At 34.6% G+C, this 16,226-nt stretch carries 19 protein-coding genes and 1 pseudogene; 16 read left to right on the forward strand and 4 right to left on the reverse strand.

The genetic code is table 11. From position 1 onward, the window contains the following. Positions 1-175 precede the first annotated feature (175 nt). Positions 176-1,663 carry an aminotransferase class V-fold PLP-dependent enzyme gene (locus BMX64_RS07040; RefSeq protein WP_091169186.1) on the forward strand — a complete coding sequence of 496 codons (1,488 nt, stop codon included), beginning with the start codon at positions 176-178 and terminating at the stop codon, positions 1,661-1,663. Between the two features lie 100 nt (positions 1,664-1,763). Here the strand turns inward: BMX64_RS07040 and BMX64_RS07045 are convergent, their stop codons facing one another. Continuing rightward, positions 1,764-2,633 (reverse strand): lysophospholipid acyltransferase family protein, encoded by an 870-nt coding sequence (locus BMX64_RS07045; protein ID WP_091169190.1) that lies wholly within the window; start codon positions 2,631-2,633, stop codon positions 1,764-1,766. 115 nt (positions 2,634-2,748) lie between these two features. Between BMX64_RS07045 and BMX64_RS07050 the strand changes: the two genes are divergently transcribed. The 5 genes from BMX64_RS07050 to BMX64_RS07075 all read left to right on the forward strand — a co-directional run bounded on the left by BMX64_RS07050 (position 2,749) and on the right by BMX64_RS07075 (position 6,362). Further along, on the forward strand, positions 2,749-3,387 hold the full coding sequence (locus BMX64_RS07050; protein WP_091169194.1) for a rhomboid family intramembrane serine protease: 639 nt from the start codon (positions 2,749-2,751) through the stop codon (positions 3,385-3,387). 50 nt (positions 3,388-3,437) lie between these two features. Then, entirely contained in the window at positions 3,438-4,127 is a 690-nt protein-coding gene (locus BMX64_RS07055) for an SIMPL domain-containing protein (RefSeq protein ID WP_091169197.1), read from the forward strand. Positions 4,128-4,973: 846 nt separating this feature from the next. Further along, entirely contained in the window at positions 4,974-5,732 is a 759-nt protein-coding gene (locus BMX64_RS07065) for a hypothetical protein (RefSeq protein WP_091169205.1), read from the forward strand. Next, positions 5,732-6,127 (forward strand): DUF5675 family protein, encoded by a 396-nt coding sequence (locus tag BMX64_RS07070; protein WP_091169209.1) that lies wholly within the window; start codon positions 5,732-5,734, stop codon positions 6,125-6,127. Before BMX64_RS07065 ends, BMX64_RS07070 begins: the two co-directional genes overlap by 1 nt. 10 nt (positions 6,128-6,137) lie before the next feature. Next, positions 6,138-6,362: a hypothetical protein gene (locus tag BMX64_RS07075; protein WP_091169212.1), complete on the forward strand. Its 225-nt coding sequence runs from the start codon at positions 6,138-6,140 to the stop codon at positions 6,360-6,362. Positions 6,363-6,599: 237 nt separating this feature from the next. Here BMX64_RS07075 and BMX64_RS07085 read toward each other — a convergent pair whose 3' ends face one another. Continuing rightward, on the reverse strand, positions 6,600-6,779 hold the full coding sequence (locus BMX64_RS07085; protein ID WP_091169215.1) for a hypothetical protein: 180 nt from the start codon (positions 6,777-6,779) through the stop codon (positions 6,600-6,602). 117 nt (positions 6,780-6,896) lie between these two features. Then, a complete protein-coding gene (locus tag BMX64_RS07090; RefSeq protein ID WP_091169219.1) occupies positions 6,897-7,319 on the reverse strand; it encodes a DUF6943 family protein in 423 nt (140 codons plus the stop codon). A gap of 118 nt (positions 7,320-7,437) precedes the next feature. Here BMX64_RS07090 and BMX64_RS07095 point away from each other — a divergent pair, with 118 nt between their 5' ends. Then, positions 7,438-7,752: a hypothetical protein gene (locus tag BMX64_RS07095; RefSeq protein WP_091169223.1), complete on the forward strand. Its 315-nt coding sequence runs from the start codon at positions 7,438-7,440 to the stop codon at positions 7,750-7,752. Between the two features lie 453 nt (positions 7,753-8,205). Here BMX64_RS07095 and BMX64_RS15675 read toward each other — a convergent pair whose 3' ends face one another. After that, on the reverse strand, positions 8,206-8,367 hold the full coding sequence (locus tag BMX64_RS15675; protein WP_167543036.1) for a hypothetical protein: 162 nt from the start codon (positions 8,365-8,367) through the stop codon (positions 8,206-8,208). Between the two features lie 44 nt (positions 8,368-8,411). On the opposite strand from BMX64_RS15675, the pseudogene BMX64_RS07100 reads away from it, so the two are divergent. From BMX64_RS07100 to BMX64_RS07135, 9 genes and pseudogenes are all read left to right on the forward strand, one after another. Beyond that, positions 8,412-8,693, forward strand: a pseudogene (locus BMX64_RS07100) (YciE/YciF ferroxidase family protein); the annotation flags it as partial. Positions 8,694-8,887: 194 nt separating this feature from the next. Then, positions 8,888-9,046: a hypothetical protein gene (locus BMX64_RS15680; RefSeq protein ID WP_167543037.1), complete on the forward strand. Its 159-nt coding sequence runs from the start codon at positions 8,888-8,890 to the stop codon at positions 9,044-9,046. Between the two features lie 21 nt (positions 9,047-9,067). After that, on the forward strand, positions 9,068-9,484 hold the full coding sequence (locus BMX64_RS15770; RefSeq protein ID WP_091169227.1) for a hypothetical protein: 417 nt from the start codon (positions 9,068-9,070) through the stop codon (positions 9,482-9,484). Between the two features lie 472 nt (positions 9,485-9,956). Continuing rightward, positions 9,957-10,628 carry an SRPBCC family protein gene (locus BMX64_RS07110; RefSeq protein ID WP_091170136.1) on the forward strand — a complete coding sequence of 224 codons (672 nt, stop codon included), beginning with the start codon at positions 9,957-9,959 and terminating at the stop codon, positions 10,626-10,628. 271 nt (positions 10,629-10,899) lie between these two features. Further along, on the forward strand, positions 10,900-11,361 hold the full coding sequence (locus BMX64_RS07115) for a DUF6799 domain-containing protein (RefSeq protein ID WP_143056062.1): 462 nt from the start codon (positions 10,900-10,902) through the stop codon (positions 11,359-11,361). A gap of 47 nt (positions 11,362-11,408) precedes the next feature. Continuing rightward, a complete protein-coding gene (locus BMX64_RS07120) occupies positions 11,409-11,966 on the forward strand; it encodes a DUF456 domain-containing protein (RefSeq protein ID WP_091169235.1) in 558 nt (185 codons plus the stop codon). A 292-nt stretch (positions 11,967-12,258) separates the two neighbouring features. Then, the gene (gene ligD / locus BMX64_RS07125) at positions 12,259-14,961 is read left to right on the forward strand and encodes a DNA ligase D (RefSeq protein WP_091169239.1); all 2,703 of its coding nucleotides are present in this window, start codon (positions 12,259-12,261) and stop codon (positions 14,959-14,961) included. A 150-nt stretch (positions 14,962-15,111) separates the two neighbouring features. After that, on the forward strand, positions 15,112-15,780 hold the full coding sequence (locus BMX64_RS07130; RefSeq protein ID WP_091169243.1) for a DUF6766 family protein: 669 nt from the start codon (positions 15,112-15,114) through the stop codon (positions 15,778-15,780). A gap of 85 nt (positions 15,781-15,865) precedes the next feature. After that, the gene (locus BMX64_RS07135; RefSeq protein WP_091169247.1) at positions 15,866-16,213 is read left to right on the forward strand and encodes a hypothetical protein; all 348 of its coding nucleotides are present in this window, start codon (positions 15,866-15,868) and stop codon (positions 16,211-16,213) included. Positions 16,214-16,226: the final 13 nt, after the last annotated feature.

A 16,226-nucleotide genomic window follows, 5' to 3' on the forward strand; every position in this document is an offset into this window, starting at 1 on the left:
AAAGAAAAAAGGAAAAGGATTTTCACTGCAACCGGGGCTAAATTTGGAAAAATGGTTTTTTTTTGGAAGTATTAGAAAATTGCATTACCGAATTTCATAACTGATCCTCCAAATAAGTTTCTAATTTCAGAAATACCAAGAAAATCAATATCTTTGAACCCAAATTAGACATACAATGATTACCAAAGAAGCGCCAACACAATTAGAGCAATACTTTCAACAGTTTCGCGATAACATAATCGGAATAGATCAAGAGTTTGAATCTCCTTACGGACACAAACAAATCATTTATACAGATTGGACAGCCAGTGGTCGTTTGTATCGTCCTATTGAGGAAAAATTAATGAATCAATTTGGTCCTTTTGTGGCCAATACCCATACCGAAACTACAGTTTCCGGAACTGCCATGACTAAAGCGTATCATCAGGCGCGCCATATTATCAAACATCATGTGAATGCGAGTGCTGATGATGTTTTGATTACTGACGGAACAGGAATGACAGGCGTTGTCAATAAATTTCAACGAATATTGGGTTTAAAAGTGCCTGAAAACTTAAAAAATTTCATCACTATTCCAGCCGAAAAGAAACCAATTGTTTTTATTTCGCACATGGAACACCATTCCAATCAAACGTCTTGGCTGGAAACTATTGCTGATGTTGAAGTTATTCCTTCAACGGAAGATGGATTGTTCAGCATTGAAAATCTAGAACTTTTATTAGAAAAATATAAGGAACGACCTTTTAAAATCGCTTCTATTACCTCGTGTTCGAATGTTACGGGAATCAGAACTCCGTATCATGACGTGGCAAAAATAATGCATCAACATAACGGACTTTGTTTCGTGGATTTTGCTTGTTCAGGACCTTACGTGAAAATCGACATGCATCCTGAAGATATTGAAAGTTATTTGGATGCCATTTTCTTTTCGCCTCATAAATTCCTTGGCGGACCTGGAACTTGTGGCGTTTTAGTATTTAATAAAAAATTATATCAAAATTTAGTTCCTGATAATCCAGGTGGCGGAACGGTAAGTTGGACGAATCCATGGGGAGAACATAAATACATCGATAATATTGAAGATAGGGAAGATGGTGGTACTCCGGGTTTTCTTCAGGTCATAAAAACCGCATTGGCTATTCAGTTGAAAGAGCAAATGGGGATTGAAAACATCTTAAAAAGAGAGCACGAAATCGTAGATTATATTTTCTCTGAATTAGGAACTATTTCCAATATTAAAATTCTTGCAGGACAGCATCAGGACAGGTTAGGGGTGATTTCTTTCTTTGTGGAAGATTTACATTTTAATTTAGGTGTAAAATTGCTGAATGATAAATTCGGAATTCAAACTCGTGGCGGTTGCAGTTGTGCGGGAACTTACGGACACTTTTTATTACATGTTGACCAAGAAACTTCCCACAAATTAATTGACGAAATTACGCTTGGAGATTTAATTAGAAAACCGGGTTGGATTAGAATGTCTATTCATCCAACAACTACAAATGCTGAAATTGAATTTGTTTGTAAGGGAATAAAAGCATTGGCCGAAAACCATAAAACTTGGGCTTTGGATTATGATTATAATTCGGCTACCAATGAGTTCATAAATAAGAATGCTCAACCTCTAGAGGATGAATTGGTAAAAAACTGGTTCTCTTTATAGAAGTTGCAGTTTTAAAACAACTAAATAAAAAATGCTTATTCAAAAACAGTAACCTTTTTTGAATAAGCATTTTTTTTAAACTGAAAACTGCGACTGAATACTATCTTCTGTGTTTCCATCTTTTATGCGTCCAAAAATAATATTCAGGAGCTTCCAGAATTTGTTTTTCTACTTCCTTAATGTACGCATCTGTAATTCCAAAATTAGGAACGGAGTTGGGATTGTCACTAATTGGGATTATTGTAAGTTCATAATATCCTCTTTTTACCTTTTTGACTTTTGCAAAAACAATGGTCATATCATATTTTTTTGCTAACATTTCAGGTCCTGTGTGCACTGGAACTTCAATACCCATAAAACTCTTCCAGTGAAATATTCTATCCGCTTTTGGGGATTGATCACTTGCTAATCCATATACACAATGAATATTATTTTTTTGATTGTGAGCAATCAATGGAATTGTCTTGCTAGTAGGAACTAATTCAGTGTTATATTTTGAACGAATGTCCCTAACGAGTTTGTCAAAATAGGTATTGGCTAATTTTTTATAAACGGCTACACCGCGAAAAGATATTTTTTGATTCAATGTAATCAGCCATTCCCAACTTGCATAATGAGAGGCAATAAGCATAATGCTTTTTCCTTTTTTTTCATATTCTTGAATGACTTCCAGATTTGTTATTGTAAATCTTTTGTTCATTTCTTCCGATGAAATGGTCATGGTTTTTATCATTTCCATAAACATATCGCATAAATGATGGTATGATTTCTTTTCGATGATATGGCGTTCCTCGGCACTAAGATGAGGTAATGCCATAGCTAAATTTTCCCTTACGGTTTTTTTGCGATAGCCAATGATATAATAAACAATTAAATAGATAAAATCAGAAAACCAATAGAAAACCCTAAATGGAAGAATGGAAATAATCCATAAAAACGGAAAGGTTAAGATAAAAACAAGAAATTGCATGCCGTTATTTTTCTTGCAAATATAAGTCAAAAATGTAGAATGATATAAATTTTGGCAGCTTACTGTATCCGTATTTGAGAATGACTATCTTTACAATTCACAATAAATATACTGTATGAATACCGTTTTAATAGCAATAATTGTAGTAAATGTTTTAATTAGTTACAAAGGGTTTAATGACCTTTCTTTTTTTAGAAAATATGAATTCCATATTGGAAGTATTCGTTCAGGAGAACAAATTAGAATGTTATCCTCTGGTTTTCTTCATGCTGACATGACCCATTTGATTTTTAATATGTTGACACTTTGGTTTTTTGCTCCAGTAGTTATTAGTTATTTAGGTGATTTTTCCTTTATACTTGTCTATTTTGGAAGTTTGATTTTTGGAAGTTTATTGACCATGGTTTTTCATAAAAATGATTATGGTTACAGGGCTGTAGGAGCCTCTGGAGCAGTAACAGGAGTTTTATATTCGGCAATATTGCTGCAGCCTGATATGATGTTGGGCATCTTTTTTATTATTCCAATGCCTGCTTACATTTTTGGAATCCTTTATTTATTGTATTCTATTTATGGAATGAAGGCTAAGAATGATAATATTGGACATACGGCTCATTTTGGAGGCGCAGTAGGAGGTTATTTGATTACTTTACTAAAAGAACCTACTTTGTTAGTAGACCATACTTTGATGGTGATATTATTGGCTATTCCAATAGTCATTCTTTTCGTGATGGAAAAAATGGGAAAACTATAATGGCATAACTTTTGAAAAGGAATTAGTACAAACAATTAAATTATATAAAAATGAAAAAAGCACTATTGATTCTGTCTATTCTATTTGTTTCTATGTCTTATGGACAGGAAGTGAAGCAAATTCCTCAAATAAATGTAAACGGAGAAGGTAAAGTAAAGGTTGTTCCGGATCAAGCTACTATAGCAGTAACTGTTGAGACAAAAGGGAATAATGCTAAAGATGTAAAAAAACAAAATGATGAAAAGATTGATGCTGTTTTAAAGTTTATTAAAAAAATGAACTTGGCACCGGCAGATTATAAAACGCAACGTGTTTCATTGAATCCACAATACGATTATGAAAAAAAGAAACACAGCTATAATGCTACTCAAACCATTGAAATTCTTTTGAGAGATTTATCAAAATATGATGAACTGATGGAAGGATTGGTAAATGAAGGAATTAATAGAATTGACAATGTTACTTTTCAATCTTCAAAATTAGCGCAATATCAATCTGAGGCTAGAAAATTAGCTATGAAAGATGCGAAACTGAAAGCGGAAGATTATGTTTCCGTTTTAGGACAAAAAGTAGGACGCGCTATGACTATATCTGATAATTCACAAACGTATTATCCGCAACCAATGTATGCAGCAATGAAAACAATGGAAAGGAGTGATGCAAGTGCGCCAAGAGAAACTTTAGCGGTAGGAGAAATCAATATTACTGCTAATGTAACTGTAAGTTTTATTTTAGAATAAATAAGCTAAAAATTATATTCAAAAAAATTCCATCTCAGATAAAATGAGATGGAATTTTTTTTGAATTGACTCCAATAGTAAATGTAATAAAAGTAACAATTAGGGTAAATAAAAAAACTCTTCAATTGCTTGAAGAGTTTTAGTGGGGAGAGCAGGATTCGAACCGTCTTGCTAAGCCTTTGATATATAACGTATTGTGTTATTTTGAAAAACAGGGTCTCGATTTTGCATCTGAACTGCAAAAAACATCTAATCTTATGATGTAAATTTAATGATTATCGAGAATATTACCAAATTATTTACTTAATATCATACTAAATTTTGAACTAGTTTTGATTGGTTTCGAATGGATTACAGACTCTTAGCTGTTCAATTGTTATCCAACTATACATCGCACCACATGTTCGATTTTAAGCCCTGTATACTCACAAAATTCCTCTATCGCGATTAACTGATAAGGCTCTTTATTTAGATGTTTTTTTATCTTCAATAAATATAATCTTGCCTGAGCATATTCCTTTCCCATGATGCGCTGCACGTCTTTTGGATATATACATACCCTCGTGTTGCTTGGTATCACTTTTTTAAGTTTTAATGCTTTAACTATGCCTTTGACTAGGGTTTGCCTAACCTTTGGGAGTTATTACAAATCTAAATAATTTCTGATAAATATCGCATGTTATTTTAGTCGATTTTATATGTTTTTATTTGGTTTCTAATGTCTTGTGTTTGAATTGTAATTTTAATACCTGAAACTTTGTTTAAATCATTCGGGATTTAGTTGCAACGATTATCGAAATGAAAGTGAAATATGAAAACGATTATTAATCAAAAAGTTAAGGAATTATGGCAAGACAGAAAGGCATAATCAAATTAAAAGGTACAATCGGAGATATTACTTTTTACAAAACGCAAGATGGTCATTTGGCAAGAGAAAAAGGCGGTATTGACGCCAATAGAATTGCCAATGATCCAGCGTTTCAAAGAACGCGTGAGAACGGATCCGAATTTGGTAGAGCAGGGAAGGCCGGTAAAATTTTAAGAACGGCATTGAGAGCTGTTTTAATAAATTCAGCTGATGGAAGAATGGTAAGTCGTTTGACGCAACAAATGATTAAAGTTATTCAAGCTGATGCAGTAAGTGTAAGAGGATTGCGAAATGTTCTTGATGGTGAAGCGGAACTTTTAGCAGGTTTTGAATTCAATATTAGAGGTAAACTAGGCACCAGTTTATTTGCTCCTTTTGTTGCATCTATTGACCGTGTTACTGGTGCTATTATTGTTGATTTAGCTTCATTTATCCCATCGAAAATGATTGCGGCACCTAGTGGTACTTCTCATTTTAAAGTCATTTCAGCTGGGGCAGAAATTGATTTTGAAGCAGAAACTTTTGTAGTTTCAAATTCAGAAAGTGATATTGTACCTTGGGATATAAACCCGTCGGATGCCATAAACCATTCCAATCCGGTTACTCCAGCAAGCACAAAACCTTTGTTTCTGGCTTTGGGTATTGAGTTTTATCAAGAGGTGAATGGGCACATGTATCCATTAAAAAATGGCTCTTACAACCCATTATCAATTGTGAAAGTAGATAGTGGCGTATAATGGTTATCACGATAACCAGAACTTATTTCCCCGATGGAACTAATGGTAAACTCGAATGCGAGGGTAAATTCATTTGTAATACCATTGAATTACCTTGGAAGGATAACGAAACGAAGGTTTCCTGCATTCCAGAAGGGAAATATTTTATAAAAAAGCGATATAGTAAAAAATTCCAGTGGCATTTGGAGATTTTGGATGTAGAAAATAGAAGTTTGATTTTATTTCATCCTGCCAACAATGCTCAAAAAGAGTTAAATGGATGTATTGCTACAGTAACTAAAATTTCTGGACCTGGTTTAGGTTTAATGTCTCGAAAATCTTTTAAAAAGTTAAAAGATTTAGTCTATAAATCATTAGAGACCAGAGAAAGTATAGGATTGATTGTTTCATCTTAAAAATCTAATTATGAATATTATAAAAAGAGTGAAAACTCCAACACCAAAATTTTTCAAAGTGCTTCGAAATATTGGTTTGGCATTGGCAGCTGTCGGAGGAACTATTTTAGCTGCACCAATTGCATTGCCAGTTCTGATAACTACGGTAGGAGGTTATTTGGCTGTGGCGGGAGGTGTTCTATCTGCAGTTAGCCAATTGACGACAACGGAGGAGAGAAGTAATGCAGGCAAGTAATCATACATTTATGGGTACCGCTGGCGGTACATTTTTAAGTGTATTACCGAATTTGCATTCGGAAGATGTTTTGAAAACGGTTGTACTAGCTTCTGTTGGTGCGTTTGTTAGTTTTACAATATCTTTGATTCTCAAATTTTTCATTAAGAAGCACAAAAAATAGTCTAATTCCAGTTGTGGTGACCTTTGAATTAGATCATACTGAGCCCATTCCGCAAGGAATGGGCTTTTTTGGTTTTAGATTTCTTCGAAAATATTCAATGTTATCTCCAGAACAACAACTTTAGAATTGGAGTTGGAAAGCTCCTGCCATTTTGCGCTTTCATTCGCTTTAGCTCTAGTGTCAAAAACTCCAAAGCATATTCTAGAAGCTTTGCTTTTCCAATTATCGGTTTGATATAAAATAAAAAGTTTCATATATGTATAGTTTAATTTTTAGCGGTCAGATATGTTATCGCCTTATATTTATTGGTGTTTGTTTGCAACAAACAAGTTGTTAGTGACGATTTCATTTTTAATGGCTTTAAGTTTAAATTATTTACTGCAATACCGGTGTAAAATGACTCTACGTAATTCATTTATAAGATTTATGTTTTCGTGAAATTGCTTTTCTTTTTGCTCTAAAATTTTAAGAGTTGCAACATTTTTAATATGCTCATCATGTTCTTGCATCATCAACCTCGCTTTAGTACAGAACTCGTTTCTGAAATCAGGAAGTCGTAAAAATGGAATTACAGACCCAACTAAAGATTGGTACCAAAATTTTGATTTCCATAAACTATAAGCCAACCAATACACTGTTTCAGCATCTTGTTCATTTTGAAATAATATTACAAAACTATTGGTAAAAGGTTCTTTTTGGGGTTTTCCACTATTCATCCCTTTGTTGAGAATAAAGATTTGGTTTGCTCTGTAAACTGCATTTTTTTGGTGTGTTTTAATGATGAAATTCGGCATGGTGGATTGGTATTAAAAATTAAAGATTAATTTTTTGAAAAGAAAAAAGAGAAAAAAAGAAAGCCACTAAAACAGCAGAAATGACGAACGAAAATGGAGGGCGACCCTGAAACAAATATTGGAACAGACCCTGAAACAAGTTCAGGGTAAACCGACTGAAAGTGAGGAATGGATGCTATGTTTGCTGGATTTTTTTCTTTTTCTTTTCAAGAAATTGCACCATCGTCTTGTTGAGGTTCTTCGGGGGGCGTTATTATGGAAACGGCAATCAAACACCCCCAAGCACCGCAGTCTTGTCCTTTTCGGACGAGACGAGGAGCGCAGTGGCGGGGTTGCGGCAATCGAACAGCCACCTGAAGCCGAGAATTGCAGCTGGCGAGGAACGAAACGCAAAATGAAGGAGAAAGAGCGTGTAACGGCGGGGAAAAAATAAGAGACAGCCTTTTGCGTACCTTGATTTAGGGCAAAGTGACGCTTTTTACGGAACGGCGCCAACCCCGATGGCTGTACGAAGAGCGCCACCGCTGAAAAAATAAAGGGCGACAGACATGATACTGCTGGAATGCAGTGTAACGGAGCGTGCGGAGTGTAACGGAATGAAGCGGTATTGTGGATGCAGTAGCCCTGCCGAACGCAGGAAGTGAACGTGTGAAGATGAGGAACGCAACAGTGCAAAAAAACAGCTGCTTATTTTCAAGCTGCTGTTTTTTTTAGTGCTGTGAAGTGTCTGCGGAACGGAGGGAAACCTAACTATTGAATTGAAATAATAAATTGCTTATTTCCAAAATGTTCTTATGAAAATGTAAGGTTGACCGACTGGAGCTGCCGAACGGAACAAAGAGAACGACCGAAAAGAGACCGATTGATTGCCCCTAATGTTTACTGATTAGTTATGTGGTATCGGGAATTTACTCGCCATCGTCCACTCGAAAGTATTAATCTTATTCTTTAATTTTATTAGTTCTTCGATTATTTCTTCAAACGAAGGAGAATCGACATAAATTATTTGTTCTTGCATAGTTTTGTAATCTGCTTTCCAAGCTTCCATTACTTCGCGAATTGGAATTAGATTAATAATTTGTTGATGTTTAAGGAAAAAAATGCGAGGCTATGACCGGACTTCTAAAAGAAAGCGACAGTATTCTTGAAGAAACTGATCAGGGAGCTGTAAGAGATGCAGGCATCATTGCTGCTTCGCAAAAAATAGAACACTATGAAATTGCAACATATGGTACCTTATGTGCCTTTGCAAAAGCACTAGGCGAAAATGATGCTTCAAAATTACTGACACAAACTCTCGCTGAAGAAAAAGAGGCTGATTGGCTACTTAATGATATTGCACTAAATCTCGTTAATAATGTAGCAGCTGAATAATAACAATCCTTTTTGTAGAACATTAAGCATTATTATTGACTCTATTATTAATACTATATAGTGAAGAAGAAATCTATGATGAATGAGTATGTTATAAACCTGTTAATCATGTAATTATATCTAAATATTATATAACATTTTGCCGTTTAATCATTTGTATATTTACAATAATAAATCTTTAAAAACTAAATATTATGAAAACTTCAAACGAAAAAAAAAGCAGCACTACGGGTACAAAATCATCAGATACAAAAGCTGATACAAAAAAAGCTGACACTAAAGAAACTGCTTCAAAAAGTAGCTCTAAATCTTCTGCCGATACAAAAAAGGAAGACAAAAATACAAAAAAATAACCATTTAAAAACCCTAGTATTATGAATATAGAAGAAAGAGAAAATAACAGTCAGTATGACCAGTTTTCTAAAGACAAAGACAATGATTTAGGTTCTCCATTAGATAATTCAGTTACTAATGACAAAGAACAGCATATTAGTCAAAGCCTTGATACAGGTGACGATTTTGATGACGAAAACACTCTTGATAGTGAGAATGAAATAGATGAAGAAGATCCACTTGATGAAGAAGATGAATTTGAAGAAGATGAATTTGAAGAAGATGAATTTGAAGAAGATTCTGATGAAGAAGATTCTGATGAAGAAGATTCTGATGAAGAAGATTCTGGTGATGAAGAAGATAATCTTGATGAAGAAGACGATTTTCAGGAAGATGATTTAAATGATACTGATGGCGATATCGATAACACCAATCCGATAAATCCACGCCAGTTTTAATTTAGCTTAAGAAACCGCTTCAATACCCAGCGGTTTTTATTATTATTTAAGAAATATACCCAGCAAAATTAACAAAGATAGAACAGACAAGACTATTCTATAGTAGTCAGCAGACCATACTAAAAAATACACTAGGTATTTTCCACATAAATTTTTAATACTCAAAAAAGTTAACTTAATAACCAACTCCATAAAAAAAACAAAGAAGGTGTTTTTTTTCATATAAAAATTGAGACAGAACAACCTTTAAAGAGATTATTGAAGTAGGTATAAATTCACAAGTAAATTAGTATGACTGTCCGCTCAGCGGGCCAAGGTTATCTTTTTTGCCACAGATTAAAAAGATTTCACAGATTTTTTGACTAGACTATTGTTTTTAGCTCCTAGTCTGTGGAAATCTTTTTAATCTGTGGGTGAAATAATCTTTTTCGTATTAGAAACGGATAATCATATTAACTTAAATATAAAAATCATGGAAGCAAAAACAGCAATTCATAATTCAAATACTTCAAAAAGTAAAGCAAATGTATCAACACTTGAGAGAATCGTAATGATTACAAGTGGAGCCTTTTTATTATATAAAGGGGTCTCTAAAGAACACAAAAGCATCGGTGAAATCAGTGCTGGCGGAGCAATGCTAATGCGTGGAATTTCTGGATATTGTCCCATATATGATGCCGTAGATCATTTAAAAAATGATAAAGCCTCAAACATTAATATTCGCATAAGCAGTGTTATTAATAAACCGGTTAGCGAAGTGTATGCTTTTTGGCGCGATCTTGAAAATTTGCCAAAATTTATGACCCATCTGGAATCAGTAGAACCTATTAGTTACACGACTTCTAAATGGACGGTAAAAGGTCCTGCTGGTATTGGACAGGTATCATGGAAAGCCGAAATAGTAAATGATAAAAAGAATCGAGTTATCAGTTGGAATTCCCTACCGGACTCTACTATCAAAAATGCCGGAAAAGTTTTTTTTAAGCCAAAAGGAAAAGCTACCGAAATTGATGTGACTATTTCTTATCATGCTCCTTTAGGAATCGCCGGAGAAAGTGCTGCAAAACTTCTAAATCCTTATTTCGAAAAACTGGTACAGGCCGATATACTGAATTTTAAATCTTATTTAGAGTCCGTTCATTAATTGTAACGGTTAAAGATTTTTTAATCAAAAAAATGGAAATGATGTTTGTGTTTTCTTTTAAAAACCTTGTAATTAATTGATAATAAGTTAATTATGAATTATCTTTTCAGTGATGATATTTTATCGATCGTAGTTTCATTATAACAAATAACAAAGAGGATAATATCCCATATAATTTCATTGGCTCATCACTCAAAAGAAAGACGAGACTTTTTATTTTTTAACATCATTCATAAATAATTTTTATACTAATCTTTTAAAATCAATTAAAATGAAAAAAGTAATTTTTATAAGTGTGGCGTTCTGCTTTTCAATGTGTTTGTTCGCCCAAAAGGATTCAACCAAAAATAAAATGAATCATGATGATACCAACCGTCATAAAATGACCAAAGGAATAAATGGTCAAACGACCTATACATCCTTTCCCGACGGCGTAATGATGAAAAATGGAAAGTTGATGATGGTCAAACAGGGAAAACGGACCATGTTGGATCACGAAATGGCTATGGGTAATGGAACAAAAGTAATGCCCGACGGAACGGTAATGAAAAAAGACGGTACAAAGATGATGATGAAAGAGGGGCAACACATGGATATGGCGGGCCACACGAGAAATACTAAAACAAAAAAGATTATTTCCAGAAAAACTACCATTAAGGAAACGACTACCAATAAAAAGAAAGATATGTATTTGTTGCCAAATGACAAAATTAAAAAGGATTCTCTCAAATAATGAATTTAGTAAAGTATTTAATAATTCTAATCTTAAATTAATAAACAATGGAAACAGAAAGAAATCACAACGAGCCGGAAGAAACTAAAACTGGAAAAAGAATGCTGACAGGAATGTTTGCTGACCGCGAAAGTGCGGAAAATGCCTATAACTCCCTTCATGAAAGAGGGTATGCCAAGGATGATATTAATTTAATAATGTCAGATGAAACCCGTAAAAAACATTTCACACAAGATGTTAAAGAAACAGAAATAGGTACAAAAGCAGCTGAAGGCGCTGGAAAAGGTTCTGCGATTGGTGGAACTGTAGGTGCCATTGTAGGTGTCGTTGCCGCATTAGGGACAAGCTTGGTCATTCCTGGTCTTGGTTTACTGGTAGCCGGGCCTCTTGCCGCAGGTCTTGCAGGTGCAGGTGCAGGCGGAATTGCAGGCGGAGTAATCGGAGCCTTAGTGGGTTCGGGAATTCCCGAAGAACGTGCCAAACTATATGAATCTGGCGTAAAACAAGGACGTATTGTGATGGGTGTTCATCCGAGAAATGATGACGATGCGAATCACATTGAAAAATCATGGCGAGAAAACAGAGGAGAAGAAATCTACCGTTAGTAAAACGGATTAAAAGAAGAGGTGGCATGTAAAATGTCACCCTTTTTTTTACCGAACAAAGAAATAATTTACAAAGGTAAGTGTGAACTCATTAGAAATAGAATAATTTTTAATTAAAAAACAGAATGGTACATTAAATCAGCAATTCTTCCTTCAGCTGTCAGGTCGCGAAATCAAAGTGATTATTGCCAGCCTAAAAAAAGGTTATATATGGAGAGTTGTAAAGTTATGTTCCATCATATAGCGGAATTACAGTCTACGAAGCGTGATTTAAAATTTAAAAACTATATACATGGCACTTACTAAATATATAGAGAAACGAAATTTTGATGAAAGCCCTGAACCGAGAGGCGGTAATCCTGATAGTGATAAACTTCGCTTTGTTATTCAGAAGCATGATGCTTCCCATTTGCATTATGATTTCAGATTGGAAATGGAAGGCGTGCTTAAAAGTTGGGCAGTGCCTAAAGGTCCTTCCACTGACCCTGAAGTAAAGAGACTTGCTATGATGGTAGAAGACCATCCTTATGATTATAGAAACTTCGAAGGAATAATTCCGAACGGTTATGGTGCTGGTACGGTTATCGTTTGGGATGAAGGTTTTTATGAGATTGCCGATGCAAATGGCAAGGATAAGGATACGCAGGACAAAGAATTAAGAAAAGGGATTCATACCGGAAAATTACACATTGCATTAGACGGAAAAAAACTAAAAGGTGAATTTGCCCTTGTAAAAACGCAAGGCAGAGGAGAAAACGCCTGGCTACTGTTTAAGGTGAAAGACAAATATGTTTCTACAGAAGATATAACCTTAAAAGACAAATCAGTTATCTCCAAAAAGACATTGGCACAGGTAGAAAAAACATCCACTAATTTCTATGGAGCAAAGCGAGTAAAAGAATCTTCAGTTAAAAGCAAAAAAGAAAATTCTCTCAACAAACGCAGTGACGTACGAGCTGCTTCGGAAAAAAATAAAAAAGATAAAGTAAAAAAAAACATACTCGATACTATTATTGCCGCAGGAAAACGTAGCAAGTTTCCCTTTAATTTGTCGCCGATGTTTGCTACGATGGTAGATAAGCCTTTTGATAAAGAAGGTTGGCAATATGAAATAAAATGGGACGGTTACCGTGCGCTTGCGTTCTGTAGTAAAGATCAAGTAGAATTAAAATCCAGAAACGATAAATCTTTTGACAAAAAGTTTTATTCTATTCATAAAGCCCTTGAGGAATGGAACATTAATGCAGTGGTAGACGGTGAAGTGGTAGTGCTCGACGAAGATAGTAAACCAAATTATGGTGCTTTGCAAAACTGGAGAAGCGAAGCCGATGGAGTACTATATTTTTATGTTTTTGATTTGCTTTGGATAAATGGAAAAAACTTGATGCAATTACCATTAAGTGAAAGAAGAAACATTTTGAAACAAATTATTCCTGAAAATGACAACATTCGCTTCAGCGAAAATTTTGACGTAAGCGGAATAGAATTTTTTGAAACCGCAAAGAAGATGGGGTTGGAAGGAATCATCGCAAAAAAATCAGATAGTGTTTATTCTGCGGGGAGTCGTTCAAAGGATTGGTTAAAAATTAAAGCCAATAAAAGACAGGAAATGGTCATTGGCGGTTATTCTAAAAATGAGGATTCCTCAAAATCATTTAGCTCATTATTACTTGGCGTCTATGAAAATGGGGAGTTGATTTATACAGGCAAAGCAGGAACAGGTTTTAACGATAAGCAGCAGATAGAAATGCTCAAACAATTTAAGCCTTACATAATTAAAACACCACCCTTTAAAGAACTGCCGGACATAAACAAACCATCACGCTTTCAGCGCAATCCTCCCCAAGCAACAGCAATTTGGATGAAACCAGAATTGGTTTGCGAAGTAAGCTTTACTGAAATGACAACTGACGGGATTATGCGGCATCCGTCTTTTCAAGCCATGCGAATTGATAAAAAAGCAAAAGATGTTATTAGAGAGGAAGCAGTTGACACAAATGAAATAATTATGGAGGAAAAAGCAGAATTGAAAAAAATAGTAAAACCTGTTGGATCCAAAGGCCGCAAAACATTTTTAAATCCCACAGATGAAACCCAACTACGTGAAATTAATGGTCATGAAATAAAATTTACCAACCTCAATAAAATTTATTGGCCTGACGAAAAAATCACCAAGCGTGACCTGCTCAATTATTATTATCAGGTTGCACCTTACATTTTGCCGTATTTAAAAGACAGGCCGCAATCCATGAATAGACATCCGGATGGCATTACGGGAGAGAGTTTTTATTTTAAAGATGTGACGGGAACTGCTCCCGACTGGATTGAAACTTTTGAGTATAAAAGCGAGGCTGATGAAAGGCTAAGAAATTATTTGATAGCAAAGGATGATGCGAGTTTACTGTACATGGCAAATTTAGGCTGCATTGAAATGAATCCTTGGCACAGTAAAGTGAAAACAGAAGATTATCCCGATTGGTGCATTATCGATTTGGACCCTGCCGAAAATACATTTCAACAGGTTATAGAAGCAGCAAATGTCACCAAAGATATTTTAGAAAGCATGGGAGTTACTGCTTATCCAAAAACTAGCGGCTCAACGGGCATACATATTTACATTCCATTTGGGGCAAAATACACTTATGACCAATCAAAAGAGTTTGCACGAATCATAGCCACACTAGTGCAACGAGAAATTCCAAAATATACTAGCACAGAACGTATTGTAAAAGCAAGAAAAGGAAAAATGTACATTGATTTTTTACAAAACAGACCACAAGCCACAGTAGCGGCACCCTACTCTTTGAGACCAAAACCCGGCGCAACGGTTTCGATGCCTTTGCATTGGGATGAAGTGAAGAAAGGATTGAAAATGAGTGATTTTACAATTTATAATGCTCTAGAAAGAATAAAAAGCGCAGGAGATATTTTTAAGCCCGTGCTTGGCAAAGGAATTAATCTGGAAAAAGTTATTAAAACATACACTAAAGAATAATATGGCATACAAAAGCGACGCACAAACGAAATTCTTTCACGTTAAGAAGAAGATTGGAGCGACAAAATGTGGATACCAAAGAATTGAATGAAAAAAGTAAAGGTTTAAAGTTTCCCAAAAAAATTAAGAAGAAAATTAACTGTTTCAAGTATGGCTGACAAAACAAAATATTCGTTTCTATATAATAACAGTTTAAGCATTGCTTTTCTATTACTGGCTGTTATTACTATCATAGCGCAGATATTTACAGGTTTATGCCAATACAATGATTTTCTAAATGAATACAGTCAAGATTCTGTGGGCATTTTGCACTATTTGACAAGCGGTCATTTTATAGAAGCAACATTTGAAAATTGGGAAAGCGAATTTTTTCAAATGGCATTATTTGTTTGGTTCACCGTTTTCCTGCGTCAGAAAGGTTCTTCTGAATCAAAAGCATTGCACGGTAAGGAGGAAGTTGTCAGAGAACCACAAAAGCATCCCGACGCTCCATGGGCTGTTCGTAAAGGAGGGATTATTCTTTCGCTTTATAAACATTCGCTCACGTTTTCGTTGTGGTTATTATTCATCATCTCCTTCGTTCTGCATTTGTATGGCAGTAATAAGGATTTTAATCAAACGCAAATACTGGAAGGAAAAAGCACGGAAACCATGTACGTGTATTTAAGCAACAGCAGATTTTGGTTTGAATCATTTCAGAATTGGCAGAGTGAATTTTTGTCCATATTTGCAATAATTTTTCTTTCAATTTATTTAAGGGAAGAGGGGTCACCGCAATCAAAACCTGTGGATGCTCCGCATTCAGAAACAGGGGAGTAGCTATTAGAAATATCAATGGCAACACAATAATAATAATATAAGTGCCAATGATTCCGAGTCAGATTAATTAAATAAAACCAATAAAATGTATACCGCAAAAATAATTCGCCATCGTCACAAATATCATCACTATATCAATAAAGATTTAAAATCAGTTAAAGAAGAAACGCATTTTAAAATTGTTTTTTCCCATCCGGATGAACTGCTTGCTTTTGAAAAATGGTGTAAACAAAACAATGGAAAATATTTGTATGATAAAGAAAATAGTTGTCAGAAAGGAAAACTTCCCGAAATAAAAATATTTAAAGAAGAAATATGTTGGTGCGATATCATGACATATTATCTGCTCCACATCACAAACTATCAATATCATTCTTCCATTCATCCCTATAAAGGAGAAGTATACATTAGAGATATAGAATTAAAATTATAATCATTAAAAAATA

It is taken from the genome of Flavobacterium sinopsychrotolerans (genome assembly GCF_900110375.1).
Lineage (GTDB): Bacteria > Bacteroidota > Bacteroidia > Flavobacteriales > Flavobacteriaceae > Flavobacterium > Flavobacterium sinopsychrotolerans.

Bases quoted from the DNA above. Each gene is read 5' to 3' on its own strand.
- BMX64_RS07130 (WP_091169243.1), top strand. From the start codon at position 15,112: ATGGCTGACAAAACAAAATATTCGTTTCTATATAATAACAGTTTAAGC.
- BMX64_RS15770 (WP_091169227.1), top strand. From the start codon at position 9,068: ATGAATATAGAAGAAAGAGAAAATAACAGTCAGTATGACCAGTTTTCT.
- BMX64_RS15675 (WP_167543036.1), bottom strand. From the start codon at position 8,367: ATGGAAGCTTGGAAAGCAGATTACAAAACTATGCAAGAACAAATAATT.
- BMX64_RS07115 (WP_143056062.1), top strand. From the start codon at position 10,900: ATGAAAAAAGTAATTTTTATAAGTGTGGCGTTCTGCTTTTCAATGTGT.
- BMX64_RS07050 (WP_091169194.1), top strand. From the start codon at position 2,749: ATGAATACCGTTTTAATAGCAATAATTGTAGTAAATGTTTTAATTAGT.
- BMX64_RS07090 (WP_091169219.1), bottom strand. From the start codon at position 7,319: ATGCCGAATTTCATCATTAAAACACACCAAAAAAATGCAGTTTACAGA.
- BMX64_RS07110 (WP_091170136.1), top strand. From the start codon at position 9,957: ATGGAAGCAAAAACAGCAATTCATAATTCAAATACTTCAAAAAGTAAA.
- BMX64_RS07135 (WP_091169247.1), top strand. From the start codon at position 15,866: ATGTATACCGCAAAAATAATTCGCCATCGTCACAAATATCATCACTAT.
- BMX64_RS07065 (WP_091169205.1), top strand. From the start codon at position 4,974: ATGGCAAGACAGAAAGGCATAATCAAATTAAAAGGTACAATCGGAGAT.
- BMX64_RS15680 (WP_167543037.1), top strand. From the start codon at position 8,888: ATGAAAACTTCAAACGAAAAAAAAAGCAGCACTACGGGTACAAAATCA.
- BMX64_RS07120 (WP_091169235.1), top strand. From the start codon at position 11,409: ATGGAAACAGAAAGAAATCACAACGAGCCGGAAGAAACTAAAACTGGA.
- BMX64_RS07045 (WP_091169190.1), bottom strand. From the start codon at position 2,633: ATGCAATTTCTTGTTTTTATCTTAACCTTTCCGTTTTTATGGATTATT.
- BMX64_RS07055 (WP_091169197.1), top strand. From the start codon at position 3,438: ATGAAAAAAGCACTATTGATTCTGTCTATTCTATTTGTTTCTATGTCT.
- BMX64_RS07075 (WP_091169212.1), top strand. From the start codon at position 6,138: ATGAATATTATAAAAAGAGTGAAAACTCCAACACCAAAATTTTTCAAA.
- BMX64_RS07070 (WP_091169209.1), top strand. From the start codon at position 5,732: ATGGTTATCACGATAACCAGAACTTATTTCCCCGATGGAACTAATGGT.
- BMX64_RS07085 (WP_091169215.1), bottom strand. From the start codon at position 6,779: ATGAAACTTTTTATTTTATATCAAACCGATAATTGGAAAAGCAAAGCT.
- ligD (WP_091169239.1), top strand. From the start codon at position 12,259: ATGGCACTTACTAAATATATAGAGAAACGAAATTTTGATGAAAGCCCT.
- BMX64_RS07040 (WP_091169186.1), top strand. From the start codon at position 176: ATGATTACCAAAGAAGCGCCAACACAATTAGAGCAATACTTTCAACAG.